This is a genomic window from Pseudomonas sp. LBUM1652 (assembly GCF_059716105.1).
In genome coordinates, this window is sequence record NZ_CP166804.1 from 482,286 (window position 1) to 498,624 (window position 16,339).

General features: G+C 63.0%; 17 protein-coding genes. All 17 read right to left on the reverse strand.

Features of this window, described 5'->3' with window-relative positions:
* Positions 1 to 14 precede the first annotated feature (14 nt).
* The 17 genes from ACA069_RS02205 to ACA069_RS02285 are packed head-to-tail and all read right to left on the reverse strand — an operon-like array spanning position 15 to position 16,330.
* Positions 15 to 1,241: a beta-ketoacyl-ACP synthase gene (locus tag ACA069_RS02205; RefSeq protein WP_497616135.1), complete on the reverse strand. Its 1,227-nt coding sequence runs from the start codon at positions 1,239 to 1,241 to the stop codon at positions 15 to 17.
* Positions 1,241 to 1,969 (reverse strand): 3-oxoacyl-ACP reductase FabG, encoded by a 729-nt coding sequence (gene fabG, locus ACA069_RS02210; RefSeq protein ID WP_497616137.1) that lies wholly within the window; start codon positions 1,967 to 1,969, stop codon positions 1,241 to 1,243. Before fabG ends, ACA069_RS02205 begins: the two co-directional genes overlap by 1 nt.
* On the reverse strand, positions 1,962 to 2,426 hold the full coding sequence (locus ACA069_RS02215; RefSeq protein ID WP_497616138.1) for a hotdog family protein: 465 nt from the start codon (positions 2,424 to 2,426) through the stop codon (positions 1,962 to 1,964). The genes fabG and ACA069_RS02215 overlap by 8 nt, the downstream gene beginning before the upstream one ends.
* Positions 2,423 to 3,619, reverse strand: coding sequence for a beta-ketoacyl-[acyl-carrier-protein] synthase family protein (locus ACA069_RS02220; protein WP_497616139.1), 1,197 nt, complete (start codon positions 3,617 to 3,619; stop codon positions 2,423 to 2,425). The genes ACA069_RS02215 and ACA069_RS02220 overlap by 4 nt, the downstream gene beginning before the upstream one ends.
* The gene (locus tag ACA069_RS02225) at positions 3,616 to 4,206 is read right to left on the reverse strand and encodes a hypothetical protein (RefSeq protein ID WP_497616140.1); all 591 of its coding nucleotides are present in this window, start codon (positions 4,204 to 4,206) and stop codon (positions 3,616 to 3,618) included. Before ACA069_RS02225 ends, ACA069_RS02220 begins: the two co-directional genes overlap by 4 nt.
* Complete coding sequence (locus ACA069_RS02230; protein ID WP_497616141.1) at positions 4,206 to 4,931, reverse strand: class I SAM-dependent methyltransferase; 726 nt, start codon at positions 4,929 to 4,931, stop codon at positions 4,206 to 4,208. Before ACA069_RS02230 ends, ACA069_RS02225 begins: the two co-directional genes overlap by 1 nt.
* Entirely contained in the window at positions 4,928 to 6,175 is a 1,248-nt protein-coding gene (locus ACA069_RS02235; RefSeq protein ID WP_497616142.1) for an NAD(P)/FAD-dependent oxidoreductase, read from the reverse strand. Before ACA069_RS02235 ends, ACA069_RS02230 begins: the two co-directional genes overlap by 4 nt.
* Positions 6,162 to 7,325 carry a cation:proton antiporter gene (locus ACA069_RS02240; protein WP_489880409.1) on the reverse strand — a complete coding sequence of 388 codons (1,164 nt, stop codon included), beginning with the start codon at positions 7,323 to 7,325 and terminating at the stop codon, positions 6,162 to 6,164. The genes ACA069_RS02235 and ACA069_RS02240 overlap by 14 nt, the downstream gene beginning before the upstream one ends.
* On the reverse strand, positions 7,322 to 9,661 hold the full coding sequence (locus ACA069_RS02245) for an MMPL family transporter (protein ID WP_497616143.1): 2,340 nt from the start codon (positions 9,659 to 9,661) through the stop codon (positions 7,322 to 7,324). The genes ACA069_RS02240 and ACA069_RS02245 overlap by 4 nt, the downstream gene beginning before the upstream one ends.
* The gene (locus ACA069_RS02250) at positions 9,645 to 10,247 is read right to left on the reverse strand and encodes an outer membrane lipoprotein carrier protein LolA (protein WP_497616144.1); all 603 of its coding nucleotides are present in this window, start codon (positions 10,245 to 10,247) and stop codon (positions 9,645 to 9,647) included. Before ACA069_RS02250 ends, ACA069_RS02245 begins: the two co-directional genes overlap by 17 nt.
* Positions 10,244 to 10,669, reverse strand: a complete 426-nt coding sequence (locus ACA069_RS02255; RefSeq protein ID WP_095187415.1) for an acyl-CoA thioesterase — start codon at positions 10,667 to 10,669, stop codon at positions 10,244 to 10,246. The genes ACA069_RS02250 and ACA069_RS02255 overlap by 4 nt, the downstream gene beginning before the upstream one ends.
* Positions 10,662 to 12,206, reverse strand: coding sequence for an HAL/PAL/TAL family ammonia-lyase (locus ACA069_RS02260; RefSeq protein WP_497616145.1), 1,545 nt, complete (start codon positions 12,204 to 12,206; stop codon positions 10,662 to 10,664). Before ACA069_RS02260 ends, ACA069_RS02255 begins: the two co-directional genes overlap by 8 nt.
* Positions 12,187 to 13,134, reverse strand: a complete 948-nt coding sequence (locus ACA069_RS02265; RefSeq protein WP_497616147.1) for a lysophospholipid acyltransferase family protein — start codon at positions 13,132 to 13,134, stop codon at positions 12,187 to 12,189. Before ACA069_RS02265 ends, ACA069_RS02260 begins: the two co-directional genes overlap by 20 nt.
* Positions 13,131 to 13,865, reverse strand: coding sequence for a glycosyltransferase family 2 protein (locus tag ACA069_RS02270; protein WP_497616149.1), 735 nt, complete (start codon positions 13,863 to 13,865; stop codon positions 13,131 to 13,133). Before ACA069_RS02270 ends, ACA069_RS02265 begins: the two co-directional genes overlap by 4 nt.
* Positions 13,858 to 15,537, reverse strand: coding sequence for an ApeI family dehydratase (locus ACA069_RS02275; RefSeq protein WP_497616151.1), 1,680 nt, complete (start codon positions 15,535 to 15,537; stop codon positions 13,858 to 13,860). The genes ACA069_RS02270 and ACA069_RS02275 overlap by 8 nt, the downstream gene beginning before the upstream one ends.
* Positions 15,534 to 16,079: a COG4648 family protein gene (locus ACA069_RS02280; RefSeq protein WP_187679628.1), complete on the reverse strand. Its 546-nt coding sequence runs from the start codon at positions 16,077 to 16,079 to the stop codon at positions 15,534 to 15,536. Before ACA069_RS02280 ends, ACA069_RS02275 begins: the two co-directional genes overlap by 4 nt.
* Positions 16,076 to 16,330, reverse strand: a complete 255-nt coding sequence (locus ACA069_RS02285; RefSeq protein WP_401269136.1) for an acyl carrier protein — start codon at positions 16,328 to 16,330, stop codon at positions 16,076 to 16,078. Before ACA069_RS02285 ends, ACA069_RS02280 begins: the two co-directional genes overlap by 4 nt.
* Between the last annotated feature and the right edge of the window lie 9 nt (positions 16,331 to 16,339).

A 16,339-nucleotide genomic window follows, 5' to 3' on the forward strand; every position in this document is an offset into this window, starting at 1 on the left:
CAAACGTGTTGCGGTCAGTGCCAGCGGCGGAAAATCAACGAGGTGTTGACGCCACCAAAAGCGAAATTGTTGTTCATCACGTACTCGTGATGCATCTGGCGGAATTCGCCGCGCAGGTAATCGAGCTTGCCGCAATGCGGATCGACCTCGTCGAGGTTGAACGTGTGCACGTACAGGTCACGGTTGAGCATTTCGATGCTGAACCACGACTCCAGCGCCCCGCAGGCCCCGAGCGTGTGGCCGAGGAAACTCTTCTGCGAACTGATCGGCATGCGCTCGCCGAACAAACTGCTGGTTGCCAGTGTTTCGGCAATGTCGCCCTGTTCTGTAGCCGTGCCGTGACCATTTACGTAACCGATGGCATCGGGCGTGAGGCCGGCGTCTTCCAGCGCCAGTTCCATCGCACGGCGCATGGTGGTTTGTTCCGGGCGGGTGGTGTGCTGGCCGTCGGCGTTGCTGCCGAAACCGACGATCTCGGCGTGGATGTGTGCGCCGCGAGCGAGGGCGTGCTCCAGCTCCTCAAGCACCAACATGCCGCCACCTTCGCCGATCACCAGACCGTCGCGGCCTTTGTCGTACGGGCGCGGGCTGGTTTGTGGCGCATCGTTTTTCAGGCTGGTGGCGTAGAGCGCGTCGAAGACCATCGCTTCGGTCGGGCAGAGTTCTTCGGCGCCGCCCGCGAGCATCAACGGCAGCCGACCGAACTTGATCGCTTCATACGCATAGCCGATGCCCTGGCTGCCGCTGGTGCAGGCGCTGGACGTCGGGATCAGGCGTCCGGTGAGGCCGAAGAAGATGCTGATATTCGCGGCGGTGGTGTGCGGCATCATCCGCACGTAGGAGTTGGCGTTCAGGCCTTCGGCCACCGAGTTGAGCAGCATGTTGCCGAACGCTTTGATCTCGTCGGTGCTGCCGGTGGACGAACCACAGGCCACGCCCATGCGTCCGTCCTTGATCGATTCGTCGCCGAGCAAACCGGCATCGGCCAAGGCTTGTTCCGCCGCACCGACTGCCAGCCGCGACACCCGGCCCATGCTGCGCAATTGCTTGCGGGTCCAGTGTGCGGGCACCACAAAATCATCGATAGGGCCGGCCAGGCGCGTGTTGAGTTCGCTGAAGCGATCCCACTCGTCCATCCGGCGGATGCCGCTGCGGTTGGCCGCGAAGTTGCCGGCGATGGTCTCCCAGTCGCTGCCCAGCGAGGTGATGCCGGCCATGCCGGTGACGACGACGCGCTTCATCAGCACAGGCCTCCGTTGACCGCCAGCACTTGGCGGGTGATGTACGAGGCTTCCGCCGACATCAGGAAATTCACCGCACTGGCCACCTCTTCCGGGGTGCCCATGCGTTGCGCGGGGATCATTTTCATCAGTTCTTCCACCGGCACGTTTTCGTCGAGCATCGCCGTGTCGATCAGGCCCGGCGCGACGCAGTTAACGGTGATTTTGCGCTTGCCCAGTTCGATCGCCAATGCCTTCGCCGCGCCGATCACGCCGGCCTTGGAGGCGCTGTAGTTGACCTGGCCACGGTTGCCGATCAATCCCGATACCGAGGTGATGCAAACAATGCGGCCAGCGGCACGGCGGCGGATCATCGGCATCATCACCGGGTGCAGGACGTTGTAGAAACCGTCGAGGTTGGTGCGCAGTACTACGTCCCAATCGTCATCGCTCAGGGCCGGGAAAGCGCCGTCGCGGGTCAGACCGGCGTTGAGCACCACGCCGTAATAGGCACCATGGGTTTCGACGTCGGCTTCAAGAATGCTTTTGCAGGCTTCACGGTCGGCGACGTCGAATTGCAGGATGCGCGCGCTGCGGCCCAGCGCTTCGATTTCGACCTGCACGGCTTGTGCGTCGGCAACGCCGCTACGGCAATGCAGGACGATGTCATGCCCGGCCTGCGCCAGACGCAAGGCAATGGCGCGGCCGATGCCACGGCTGGAGCCGGTGACCAGTACGGATTCAGTCATCGTTCGACTCCTGTGCTTGTTGCAGATATTGGGTTGGCTGTGGCGGGCGGAACACATTCAGTCGAGCACTGACCTCGATGCCGGGCGCGTTGATATGACACTCGAACACGCCCATGCCATTGTCGTCTTCCAGCGAGCGGATGCCATGGATGGTCAACTCGCTGCCCGCAGGAAACGCGTCGACGTTGCACTCGAACTTGCGCGTACCGAGCAGAAAGCCCAGCTCCACCGGATTGCCTTTCTGTCGCGCGTGGCATCCGGCGAACGCGGCGACGCTTTGCGCCATCAATTCGATGCCGACCCACGCCGGCAGGCTGCCGTCGGGCAGGTTGAACAAACCCTCGGACTTGACCGTGAGGCGGGTGTAGATCTGCTCATCATCGAAGCTGAGGATCTTGTCGATCAGGATCATGTCGCCAGCGTGGGGCAACAGTTCGGCGAGCGGCCAGTCGGTCATGGGGCGTCTCCGATAATCAGGCTGACGTTATTGCCGCCGAAGGCAAACGAATTGCTCATCAGGTAGCGAGGTGCAGTGGACGACAGGCGTTCGCTGGCGGTCACCCACTTCAGCGGCGGCAGCTCGGGATCGGCCTGGCCATCCCAGACGTGCGGCGGCAGCGCGTGTTGCGGGTTGTCGGCGCTGAGGCTCAGCCAGCAGAACGCCGCTTCCAATGCGCCGGCTGCGCCGAGAGTGTGGCCGGTCATCGGTTTGGTCGAAGAGCAGGCAACGCCCTCGGGGAATAGCGAGGCGACTGCCATACTTTCCATGGCGTCGTTGTGTTGGGTCGCGGTGCCGTGCAGGTTCAGATAGTTGATCTGCGCGGCTTGCAGGTGGGCGCGGCTCAAGGCTTTCTGCATCGCTTGCAAGGCGCCGCGTCCGCTCGGCTCAGGCGCGGAGATATGGTGCGCGTCGGAGCTGGCACCGGCACCGAGCAAGGCGATGGCCGGGCCGTCGCCACGCTGCTTGCTCATCACGAACAGCACCGCCGCTTCGCCGATGTTGATGCCGTTGCGGTTGGCCGAGAACGGATTGCAGCGCTCGTCGGACACCGCTTCCAGCGACGAAAAGCCGTTAAGGGTCAGCTTGCACAGACTGTCGACGCCACCGCACAACACCGCGTCGCACAGACCGAGATCGAGCAGGCGTTGCGCGCTCATCAGTGCGCGGGCACTGGAGGTGCACGCGGTGGAAATCACATAGGCCGGGCCGCTCAGTTGCAGCCAGTCGGCGAGGAAATTCGCCGGGGCGCCGAGTTCCTGTTGTCCGTAGTCGTATTCCGCCGGGAAATGCTGCTCACGGAGGAAATGCGCCAGGCCACGGCTGGCTTCGTCGATACCCGAGGTGCTGGTGCCGAGCACTACGCCGATGCGGTCGCGGCCGTAGGTCTGGATCGCGTGATCAATGTCGGCGCGAATCTGCAGCGCGGCTTCCAGCAGCAACTGATTGTTGCGACTGCTCTGGTCGGCCAGCGCTGCCGGGATCGGCACCAGTTCACCGTGTACGGCGGCCACCGGCAACTCACGCTCCGCCACCCAGCCCGCCTCGGGGCGCATGCCCGAGCAGTCGCCGGCGAACAGATTGCGCGCGATTTCTTGCTTGTCGCGGCCCAGGGCGCAGATCACGCCGAGGGCATTCAGGTAGGCAGTCATGGCGTCGGTTCACCGAGTGGGGAGACGCGATAGTGCGGGCCTTGGGGCAGGTTCAATTCGAAGCTCAACGGTTGTGCATAACGGATGTCCCAGCGCGTCGGCAGCGAACGTTGCCCGTCCTGTTGCTGCGCGGTGGGGTAATTGCGCAGCAGCTCGCCCGGTGGTGTCAGGGCGAACAGCAGCGCGGCGAAGAGCTCCCGGGCTTCCGGATTGGGCGGCAGCAGGCCGTCAGCCTGCCAGTGGCCGTCGATCAGTTGCTGACGCGCCTGGGGAATGCCCAGCGGGTCCATCATCGACCAGCGGATGCCCGGGCCTTCGCGCTGGATGACGAGCAGCCAGTCCTGGCGTTGTTCGGCTTGTGTGCGCTCGATGTGCAGTTGCAAGGGCAGCGGCAACGTCGGGTTGCCGGTTGGCAGCGGCGCCTGGCTGGCGCAGCCACTTAGCGAAGCAAATAGCACTAACATCAGCCACACCACATACCCTGTGGGAGCGAGCCTGCTCGCGAAGACGCCAGCACATTCAACATAGAGGCTGGCTGACCCACCGCTTTCGCGAGCAGGCTCGCTCCCACAGGTTATGTGGTGCATCAGATATCACCTTGCAATGGCTTGCGGGCGACGACATTCACCAACGTCTCTTCCCGCTGCCCAAACGGCTTCGGTTTGCGCAATCCGGAGCGCTCCAGCAAACCGAAATCTTTCGAACGGCTCCACCACAGATACGGGTACGAGACATTGCGCTCACCAAACTCGAAACCCAGCTCGCGAATCATCTGCAGATACTGCGCCGCACTCTTCTGCACATGCATCGGATGGCGGAACAGCCAGCGAATCACCCAGGTATCAATGTAAGCCTCGGTGGACTCGGCGAACAGCAGATAACCGCCCGGTTTGAGTACGCGATAGAACTCGGCGAGGGCTTTTTCCTGCTCGACCAGATGATGAAAGGTCTGATGACAGAACAGCAGGTCGACGCTGGCGTCCGGCACGTTGAGAGTCGCGCAATCGCTGCCGATCAACTCGACGTCCAGGCCCTGGCGCGCCGCTTCTTCGCCGCTCAACTCAAGGCTGTGCGGATCGGCGTCAACGCCGATCAAACGCTGTGGCGCGAAGGTCTGGCGCAGGTGGCGGAACGACTTGCCCTGACCGCAACCGGCATCCAGCAGCACCGGGTTCGCCGGCAGCGACTCGCTGAACAACCCACGCAGATCGTTGATCGCCACACGCAACACATGGTGCTGCCAGGTATGGCTGCGCAGGAACCAGAAACCGAAGCGGGTTTCCTCGACGTAGCTGTCGCTCAGGTAACTCATGGGGCGTCCTTTGCACAAAGTTCGGAAATCATCTTCAACCGGCGGCGCGCTTCGCTGACGAACGGGTTGCGTTCGTCCCAGGCGTAACCGGCGAGGATCGAGCAGATCATCCGGCGAATTTCCGCCTGGCTGTCTTCATAGAAAATCACGTCCTGAAAGGTGCCGGCGTACCAGCCCTCGACGTAGCAGCGGAAGGTGTCGACGCCGCGCTTCAGCGGCTCGGCAAATTCGCTTTGCCAGTCGACGGTTTCGCCTTGCAACTGACGATGCAGCACCGCCGCCGCCATGCTCGCCGAACGCATGGCGATGGTCACGCCGGAGGAGAACACCGGGTCGAGAAATTCCGCCGCGTTGCCCAGCAGCGCGAAGCCCGGGCCGTGCAGGGTTTTGACGTTGGCCGCGTAGCCGCCGAGGGTGCGCGCCGGGGTGTCCCACACGGCGTTGTTCAGCACGCCGGCGAGGCTTGGCGTCTCGGCAATGAAACCGCGCAGGCAGGCATCAAGGTCAGCGTCGCGACCGTTGAAGTGTTCGGCGGCGGCGACCACGCCCACCGAGCAGCGACCGTTGCTGAACGGGATCGTCCAGAACCAGATATCGCGATGCTGCGGGTGGGTGGTGACGAGGATTTTTTCGCGGTCGAAGGCCGGGTTGTCGATGTGATCTTCGACGTGGGTGAACACGGCCTGACGCACCGGGAAATTCGACGGCGCTTCCAGATCCAGCAAGCGCGAGAGCACGCGACCGTAACCGCTGGCATCGAGGACGAAATCGGCCTCGACGCGGTATTCGCTGCCGTCTTCACGTCGCACATCAAGTTGTGGTTTTGCCCGCTCGAAATCGACGCTGACGATGGCATCGCCATAGCGGATCTCGGCACCTTGCAGCGCCGCTTGATCGGCCAGCAGCTTGTCGAAATCGGCGCGCTGCACCTGGAACGTGGTCGGCTTGCCGTTGGTGAAGGTGTCGCCGAAATCGAACGCGCTGTAGCGCTCGCTCCAGGCAAACGCGGCGCCGGTTTTGCGCTGGAATCCGGCGGCGTTGACGGCGTCGAGCATGCCCGCTTCTTCGACGAAGTCCAGGCAGTGGCTGAGCAGGCTTTCGCCGATGGAAAACCGTGGGAAGTGTTGGCGCTCGATCACCAGCACGTCGTGGCCCTTGCGCTTGAGCAGCGCGGCGGCGATGGCGCCGGACGGGCCGGCGCCAATGATCACTACCTGACGACGTTGCATTTCAACGGTTGGCACGTGAACTCCCGGGCGCGATGGCAGTGTGTTTGAGGGGCGTGCGGTGCAGGCCGATCAGGGCCGGCAACAGCGTCGCGATCAGGCCCATCACCATCAGCGCGAAGTACAGCGCGGGGGTGATGAGTTGTTGTTGCAACAGCAAGTTGAGAAAGACGATTTCGCTCAGGCCGCGAATGTTCAACAAAACACTTTCGCGCCAGCGGCTGGCGCCCTCAAACGAGGCACCGGCCCAGCCGAGTCCGAGCCAGTTGCCGAGCAGTTTACTGGCAATCGGCAACAGCAGCAGTGCCGCCCATTGCACGGCGCCGAGGCTGGCGAGGGCGGCGTGTACGTCGATCTGGACGATGCCGAACGTGAGGATCAGCGGGATCGCGATCCACGTTTGCAAACGGCTCATCCAGCGCGCCGGCAGCGGCAAGACCAGCGGCACTTTCAGCGCCGCCATACACAGCAGATAACCGATGCCGAAGATCAGCGCGTTGAGTTTGTAGTGCTCGGCCATGACCAGCAGCGCAAAGAAACCGAGGCTGTAGGTCAGCGGCCGACGAACACCGAACAGACGCAGCAGCAAGGGCACGCAAGCCAGCCCTAGCGGCAGCAACAGACTGCTCAAATGCAGACTGCCCTGAGCGAGACCGAACAACGTCCAGCAGGTCAGGTCGATCAGGATCGCGGTTTGCACCAGACGCCGGGTGGCAGCGGGCGGGTAATCGATGTGACGCAGATACAGGTACAGCACCGGGATCGCGGTAATCGCGAACACCAGTCCGATGGCCAGTGAGTTCAGCCACGGTTGCGCGGGTAGCAACCAGTACGCAGCCGCCAGACCACAGGTGAACGGCACGGCGAAACTCGGCACGGCGATTTTCACGCTCTGGCGATCCAGGCGCAGGTCGATCACATCGCTGAGGATATGCCCGAGCAACAGCGCGAAACTCAGGCTGTAGAGGTTTTTCAGCCACACCGGCGCGATCAGTTCAGCGCCGCTGAGTTGCCAGCCCGGTTCGATCCAGAAATACATCAGCAGCGGCAAGCCGAAACTCGCCAGCAGCAACTGGCTGACAATCGGGATCAGGCCGAAGTGGCGACCGATGCGCGTGGCCACGGCGAACAACGCCAGGGCCAGCAGCCAGAAACCGATGACCATCATGCGGCATGCTCCGTAACGGTGGCCGTGTGTTCATGACGCCCGGCCCACGGCGCGAGCATGAAACTGAACGCCAGACCGAGACTCACCGACAGGCCGAAATTGCTCACTGCCGGTGTGCTGGAAACCGCCAACAAGCCAAACGACAGCCATGTGGTCACGGCCGCCAGCAAGGTGCCGAGCAGGCTTACCGCCGCACCGCCCACCTGCTCACGCATGAGAATCGCGTAGTCGACGCTGATCGCTGTCACCAGCAACAGGCCGAACAGGCTGAACAGGGTCAGCGGCTGGCCGAGCCAGCCAAGGCTGGCCAGACTGCACAGCGCCGCCAGCAACGGCAGGGCGACGATGCGCAACGCGCCGCCGAAACCGAATGGCAGGATCAATACCAGCACGATCAACACGCAGGAAGCGAGTTTCAGTTCGGCGGCGCTGATCTGCGTGGCCGCGAAAACGTTGTTGAGCTCACCGAGGCGATCCACCAGCACCACGCCCGGCAGATCCAGCGCCTGCACCCGCAGCAGTGAAGGGTTGTTCAGGCCTTGCAGGCTGGTCATCGCTGCCACGCCATCCTCGGTCGGGCCAAGCCACAGCGTGCGATAGGGCTCGCCGAGCGGGCCAGCCAGCGCGGCGTCGATGTCTTCAAGCGGTAGCGTCTGCAACTGTTGCAGCTCGGTTTGCAGGGCGGCGAGGGGGACGCCGAGATCAAGCAATGGCTGCCAGACCTGTGGCAGTTTGTTCAGCGCGTCGCGCACTTGCTGTTGCTGACTCGGCGGGCTGACCAGTTGATCCAGCGCCAGATAGCCTTGCAGTTTGTCGAGGTTGACCAGTTGCTGCAGCCGATCGCTCAGCGCGGCCTGACGTTCGAGCAATTCTTGCTGGTTGGCCGCGCGAACGAGGAAGAATTGACTGGTCGGCTGATAGCCAGTGATGCGCGCAATGGTCTGCGCTTCATCGGTCAGCTGTTGCGGTGCGCCGACCCATTGGCGGATGTCGTTTTTGCTTTGCAGTTGCAACAGACCGCCGATGCAGAAGGCGATCAGCAGTGCGAGCAGCACCGGTGTATGGACACGCTCGAGCAATTTTTCCCGCAGACTAATCAGGCGTTCGGCCAGATGCAGCGGCCATTGCGCCGGGCGCAGTTCGACATTGTTCAGCAGCGCCGGCAGCAGGCACACCGCCGACAGATAGGCGCCGAGCAACCCGGCGGCGGAGAACACGGCAATTTGTGTCAGCGCCGGGAACGGTGTCCACGCCAGCGCCAGATAACCGATGGCACTGGTGATCAGACTCAGCGTCAGCCCGGACAGGGTCAGGCGCAGGGCCGGCCAACTGCGCCATGGTTTGAGGCTCCAGCTCTTCGACAGATAGTGCAGCGGGTAATCCACTGCCACGCCGATCAGGCTGGAACCCAGTACCAGGGTCATCACATGCATACGGCCGAACAGCGCTACACACGCCACCGCCCCGAACAGCATGCCAACCAGCACCGGTACAAACGCCAGCAACACCCGCCAGCGGCGGAACGCCAATAGCAAAAGCAGCAGGATGCCGAGGGTGGCACCACCACCGACCCAAGTCATCTCGCGAGTGGCTTGCTGCTGACCGTTGGCGGCGTAGAGCAATCCGCTGGCGGCCAGTAATTGCACATCGGATTTCGCCGCCTGCTCGCGACTGTGCTGGAGCAGATCCGCCACTTGCAGCGGCAGGTTCATATCGAAAGCGTTGCCGGTGGTGCGCGCACGCAGCAGCACCCAGCTCTTGCCGTCGGCGTCGGCGACCAATGCACCGCTGCCGATGTCCAGTTGCACCGCGCCGTGTTGCGGCTGGCTGTTCTGGATGCGCCCGGTGAGGCCCAGCCAGTCATTCTGGTTCGGCACCAGACTGAAACCGGTGAAGGGGTCGAACAGCGCCTGCACCCGTTGCTGAATAAAGGCGTCGGGATGTTCGATCAGCAGTTGCCGATCATCCGCCGAGAGCATCGCCAGCCGCCCTTGCAGCAATTGCGTGCGCAGGGCTGGCAGGTCGGCTTCCAGGTTCCACTGCACTTTCTCGAACAAGCCGCTGGCCTGCCATTGCTCGCCCAGCGTCTGCGCCATGGCCACCGCTTGCTGGCGATCGGTGTGGCCGACCAGCACCAGCATTTCGCGGTTGAGCGGTTCCTGCATGCGTTGTTCGGCGCGCAGTTCGAGAGCGTCAGGACTTGTGCCCGGCACCAACTCCATGAGATTCGCCGACAGCGGCGCACCGTCGCGCCACTGCCAACCGGCTAGGGCGACAACCGCCAGCAGCAGAATCAGGAACAGCCAGGGCAGCTTGCGTTCACTCGGCAAAGTCATGTTGCTCCGCGTCGCTCAACGGTTGGCCGGCCGTGCTGTCCTGCATGCGCAGCACGGTGCTGTCGCCCTGGGTTTCCAGCAGTTCGATGGTTTGCACCAACTCGCCGCCGTCGATGTTGATCTGGTTGAACACTTGCTTGAGCAGCATCGAGCGCGGGGTCAGAGTCAGTTTCCATTTCTGCGCATCGCCGCTCAGGGCCAGTTCGAAATCCCGTTGCAGGCCACTGCTGTCGCCCTGCAACACGGCGAGGAACAAGCGGTTTTGCTCGGCCCCGGCGCTCTTGTTCGGCAGCAATTGCCAGCCGTTGCCGTCACGCCGGGCAATGCCTTTGGCACTGATGCGGTAATCCTGTTGCAACGGGGCTTTCAGCAGCCAGAGCAGGCCGTGATTTTTCGCGAGGACGAAGCTGCCCTTGCTGATCAGCGGTTGGGGCAGGGCGCGCAGGTGTTTTTCCTGGATGAACTGGCCGTGGATCACGTCCGGTTTCGCCAGTTGTTCACTGAGCTGTTGCAGATCGAAGGCGTTAGCCAGAGACGACACCGCCAGCAGCGCCAGTACGCTCAAGCCTTTAACAAAAACATTCATCGCAGCATCCTTTCCACGGCATCGGTGAAGACTTTTGGCGAAGCCAGTTGCATCTCGCGGCTGCTCACTTCGACCGCCACTTGCACCGAGCTGGCGCGGGTCAGGCGTTCGCCGCTTTGCAGGTCGGTGATCAGATAATTGATCTTCAGGCGGTTTTCCCACTCGACCAGACTGGCGCGCACGTTCAGCTTCTGGCCGAACACCGCGCCACGCACGTAGCGCAATTGCAGGTCGATAATTGGCCAGGCGTAACCGGACTCGACCATGTGCGTGTAGTTGTGGCCGATCTTGTCGAGCAGCGCGCAACGCGCCACTTCCAGGTATTTGACGTAATGGCCGTGCCAGACCACGTGCATCGTGTCGACGTCAAAGAACGGCACGAGGATTTCCGTATCGGCGTGAAGCACTCCGGCACTACGCATGCAGCCTCCAGTGTTGTGCGGCGATGCGTTGCAGGCACAGGCGCAGCTCGCTCTCCAGTGCACGGTCTTCGATGACCGGCGGGAAGTCCTTGGCCAGTTCTTCGTGCATGGCGGCCAGCGCTGGCGGCAGTGGTCGGGCGTCTTGATCGCGACCCCGCAGCCACACCCCTTGGTTAGCAGCGAGCAGCGTGGCCGCGGCGACTTGTTCGGTCAGCTCCAGCACGCGGATCGCATCGCGGGCAGCGATGGTGCCCATGCTCACCTTGTCCTGGTTGTGGCACTCGGTGGAGCGCGAGAACACGCTGGCCGGCATGGTGTTTTTCAACGCCTCGGCGGTCCACGCGCTGGTGCCGATCTGTACAGCCTTGAAGCCGTGGTTGAGCATCGCTCGATCGGCGCTGGCGCCGGACAGGTTGCTCGGCAAACCGTGGTTGTAGCGTTCGTCCACGAGCAACGCGAGTTGACGGTCAAGCAGGTCGGCGACGTTGGCCACGAGGTTTTTCAGGCTGTCCATGGCAAACGCGATGTGCCCGCCGTAGAAGTGCCCACCGTGCAAAACGCGCTCGGCTTCGGCGTCGATGATCGGGTTGTCGTTGGCGCTGTTGAGTTCGATCTCGATGAACGAACGCAGCCAGTTCAGGCTGTCGGCCAGCACGCCCAATACATGCGGGGCGCAACGCAGCGAGTAGCGATCCTGCAAGCGATGCAGCGGCGCGGTCGGCGCGTCGATCGCCAGATCCTTGCGCAGCCACGCGGCGACTTGCATCTGCCCCGGATGCGGTTTGGCGGCGAACAGGCGTTCGTCGAAGTGTTCCGGGTTGCCTTGCAGCGCCACCACGTTGAGCGCGGTGATGCGCGTGGCCAGTTGCAGCAGGTAATCGGCGCGGGCGTAGGCGAGGCAGGCGAGGCCGGTCATCACGGCGGTGCCGTTCATCAATGCCAGCGCCTCTTTCGGGCGCAGCACCAACGGCGTCCAGCCCAATTCGCGATGCACATCGGCAGCCTGACGACGCTCGCCACGGAACATCACTTCACGCTCGCCGGACAGGGTTGCGGCAACGTAGGACAACGGCGTCAGATCGCCGCTGGCGCCGACCGAACCTTCTTCCGGGATCAGCGGCAGGATGTCGTATTCGAGGAAGGCGTGCAGACGCTCCAGCAGTTCCACACGCACCCCGGACACGCCGTGGCACAGCGACTGCAAACGCGCCGCCAGTACGGCGCGGGTGGCTTGCGCGTCGAGCAGTTTGCCCAGCCCGCAACCGTGAAAAGTGTAGAGATGACGCGGCAGCGCTTCGACGTGATGCAGCGGCACCGCGACCACGCAGGAATCGCCGTAACCGGTGGTCACGCCGTAGATCACGCCTTCCTTGTCCAGCAACGAATCAAGGAACCGCGCGCCCTTGGCGATGCGCTCGCGGTAAGCCGCGTCGCTCTGCAACTGCACGGGCGCCTGACGGTTGGCCAGGGCCAGCACGTCTTCGATGCGCAAAGGGCGTTCGCCGAAGGTTACCGGCTCATGGGTTGGCGTCGTCATCGGTCTTCCAGAAAGGGTAAAAGTTGAACCATTGCTGCGGCGCTTCAAGGCAATAGTGACTCAGGCGCTGCGCATAGCGAGTGGCCCACTGATGAATGACCTGATCGCGCTCGCGGCGTGTCCACACCACAGCATCGGCGAAGGGTTCGAGGGTCAGGCGATAGTGGCCGTCGGGTTGCTTGAGGCACATCAGCAGATTGACCGGGCACTTCAGCAGGCCGGCCAGCAACCACGGGCCTTGTGGAAAGGGCGCCGGGTGGCCGAGAAAGTCCACGCTGACGCTGCGCCCGCCGTGCAGCGGTACACGGTCGCCGGCAATCGCCAGCCACTCGCCGCGCTCAAGGCGTTCGTGCAGTTGCAGCATGATCACCGGATCGAGTTCGCTGACCTGTATCAGGCGCAGATTGGTCGCCCCGGCCTCGCCGAGCAGGCGGTTGAATTGCTCGGCGTGCTTGGTGTGCACCAGCACATTCATCGTGACCTTCTCGCCGATCTCGGCCAGCGCCCGGCACACTTCAAGATTGCCCAGGTGTGCGCCGACCAGCAGTTGCCCGCGACTGCCGCGCAACTGATTGCGCAGCAGCGCCGGATCGATGATTTCGATCTGCTCGATACGCAGCTTGCCGTTCCACACATCAAGCTTGTCGAGCATCGAATCGGCGAACGCCATGAACTGGCCGAACACCCGCCAATGGCTCGGACGCAAGTCTTCGCGTTTGCTCCATTCTGCCAGTCGCTGCTGGTACTGCCAGGCACTGCGCCGCGCGGTGCGGCCAAACAGGAAAAAGTACAGAACGATGCCGTACAGCAATGGGCTCAGCAGGCGTCGGCCAAGGACTTTGGCGGCGAACGCGGTGAATTTCATCAGCAGGAAACTGCCGCGTTCTTCGCGGTCGGCCCAGTGCTTCTTGTCGGTCTCGACGCTCATGTGCGCCACCGTCGCCAGAGGATGACGGGCAGGCGCAGCAACATGCCGAAGAACAGCCGGGTGTGCATGCTGGAAATCAGCGCGTTGTCGTGGAACAGCCGGAAGTGCGACACGCCATCGAGCGGGTAATGCACGCTGGTTTGCAGCCAGCGCATCGGCTGATTGCGCCACGACAGGCGCACCAGAATGTCCGAATCGAAATCCATGCGTTTGCCGACTTTGGCCGAGTCGATCACGGCCAGCGTCGGCGCCAGCGGATAAACGCGGAAGCCACACATCGAATCGCGGATTTGCAGCGACAGCGTATTGATCCACACCATCACGTGGGTCAGGTAACGCGCGTACAAACGGCCCTTGGGCACGCTCTCATCGAACAGCGGAAAACCGCAGATCATTGCTTCAGGACAGGCGCGGGATTCCTCGACGAAACGGGCGACATCGTGCAGGTCGTGCTGGCCGTCGGCGTCGACCTGCAAGGCATGGCTGAAGCCCAGTCGCGACGCTTCGCGCAGACCAGTCATCACCGCGCCGCCCTTGCCCTGATTGGCGGTCAGCCGCACCAGAAACATGTTGTCGCGCTCGGCCAGAGCATCGAGCACGCGTGCGCAGGATTGTGTGCTGGCGTCGTCCACCAGAATGCACGGCAGGCCCTGGGCGAGCAGGGCGTCGACCACGGTGCCGATTGCGGTTTCGTGGTTGTAGACCGGGATGACGGCACAGGGGTTATGCATGATCGGCCTCCAGCAAAATCCGCCCGCTGGAGCACGTGGCGCTGTCGTTGCGGTAGGCGAAATACAGTTTGCCCCGCTCGGGATCGAAGCGCAGGTGCAGCTGGATTTCATCGCCGGGGCGCACCAGTTGCTGGAATTTCAGCACTTCCATGCCGGCGAACGTGCCGGACAGGTTCAGCAGTTGGCGAGCGAGGTTCAGTGCCCATTCCACCTGCACCACGCCGGGCAGCACCGGGGCTTTGGGGAAGTGGCCGCTGAAGTAGGCCAGGTCCGGCGGCACACTGAGTTGCAGGCTCCATTCGCCGTCGGTTTCGACTTGCTCCAGCACTTCGGGGGCTTTCGGTCGAGACGCCAGCAGCAGCGCTTCGACATCGGCTTGCGGCAGTTTGCCTTGGCTGTTCAGCGGCAGTTGCCGCACCAGACGCCAGCGACGCGGCAGGGCCAGGGCTTCGCAATGCTGGCTCAGGTGCTTGCGCAAGGTTTCGGTCAGGCTGCGGCGGCCATGTTCGCGTAACGCAAACAAACCGTCTTCACTGAGCACCAGCAATGCGCCGAGGACGGCACGATTTTCCTGCACCACACCCAGCCGCGCTTCGGCGACCCAGTCGTGGGCGACCAGCGCTTGCTCCAGCATCGGCAGGGAAATGCGTTTTTCTTCGAGTTTGACGATCCGGTCCAGTCGCCCCAGCAATTGGAAACGACCGTCGGCTGCAATGCGCGCGGCATCGGCGGTGTGTTCAACATGCCCGGCAGGCAGATACGGTGAGGCGATCAGCAGGGCGCCGTCGGCGTCCTGACTCAGTTCGACAGCGGCGAACGGCTGCCACAGGGTTTCGCCCTGGCGCCAGGCGATACCGCCGGTTTCCGAGCTGCCGAGGATTTCCGTCGGCCATTGCTGCAGACGCTGATGCAGGCTCTGCGCCGCTTCGGCCGGTAACGCACCGCCGGAGGAAAACACCTGACGCACCGCGCTCAGCGCCGGCCAGTCGAGGTTATCGCCCATGCGCTTGAGCAGCGCCGGACTGGCGACCCAGGCGAAAGCCGAATGCTCGCGACTGGCGCGCTGCAAATCCTCGGGGAAGGCCAGTTGCTTGCGCACAAACGTCCGCCCGGCGCACAGCGGCCATAGCACGCGGAACAGCAAACCGTAGATGTGTTGGGTGGCAACGCTGCCGATCATGCAGGCTTCGCCGAGATCCGCGCCCCACAGCTGTTCCAGCGCTTCGACCTCATTGGCCAATTGACGCAGGGTCTTGTCGATGCGCTTGGGTTCACCGCTGGAGCCGGAAGTACACAGGCTCAAGCGGCACTCATCGAGATCCAGTTCAGCGCCTGGCATTGCAGGTTCATGCAAGTCAGCCAAGCGACTGTCACCGGTTTGATCGGTCAGCCACAGATCGACTTCACCCGACCAGCGCTGACGGGTCTGCGCTTGCAGATCCGAGGGCAGCAAGACACTGACGCCAGCACGCCACGCGCCAAGCAGGGCGATGGCCAGTTCGGCGGCATCTTCCAGATGCACGGCCAGACGCTGCACGCCTTTGGCTTGCAGGCCGGCGGCAAGGCGCAACGCCTGTTCGCACAGTTGCGCGTGATCGAGTGCCGGTGCGTGGCTGATCGCCCGCGCCGGCAGGGCCTTGAGCAACAGCTGCTCAAGTTTTATCCAGTTCATGTACGGCCTCTTACCCGTTGTCGTATCAGCCATTCAATGGCAAACATCAGGCCGATCAATCCGTAGGAGATCAGGCCGGTGTACAACATCCACCAATTCAGCGGCGCCCACAGGGTGAGCAGGGCGGCGCACAAACCGTTGCAGAAGAAAAACACGCTCCAGGCCACCGTGACCTGACGGGTGTAGCGGATCGCCTCGGGCGGCAGTTGCGGTTCACGTAGCCGCGCCAGACGCTCGACCATCGGCGGGCCGAATTTCAGGCTCAGGCTGAACAGCACCAGCATGAAGCCGCTGATCAGCACCGGATACCAGCGCAGCAGCAAAGGGCTGTCGAACACTGCCAGCAGCAGGCAGAACCCGATCGCAACGCCGGCCATCCACAGGCTGCCGGGTTTGCGCTCGCCGGTCAGCGCGCGCGCCAGCCACAGGCTGCCCAGCAGCAGACCGAACTGCCACGGGGCGAAGTGCTCCATGCCGAAATACACCGCAAAGGGGTACAGCAGGCCGGCCAGCAGCAGGCCGAGGCCGATCAATCGGCTCATGCGGCCGGTTGAACCAAGCGGTACACCGCCTCGACCACGTCACGCACGGTACGCACCGATTTGAATTCTTCGGCGGCGATTTTCTTGCCGGTCTGACGCTTGATGTGATCGATCAGATCGACCGCGTCGATGCTGTCGATTTCCAGATCCTGATACAGGTTGGATTCCAGGCTCACACGGGCCGGATCCAGTTCGAACAGCTCGACCAGGGCATCGCGCAGGGTGTTGAAAATGTCGTCACGAGTTTGCATGGTCCGGTC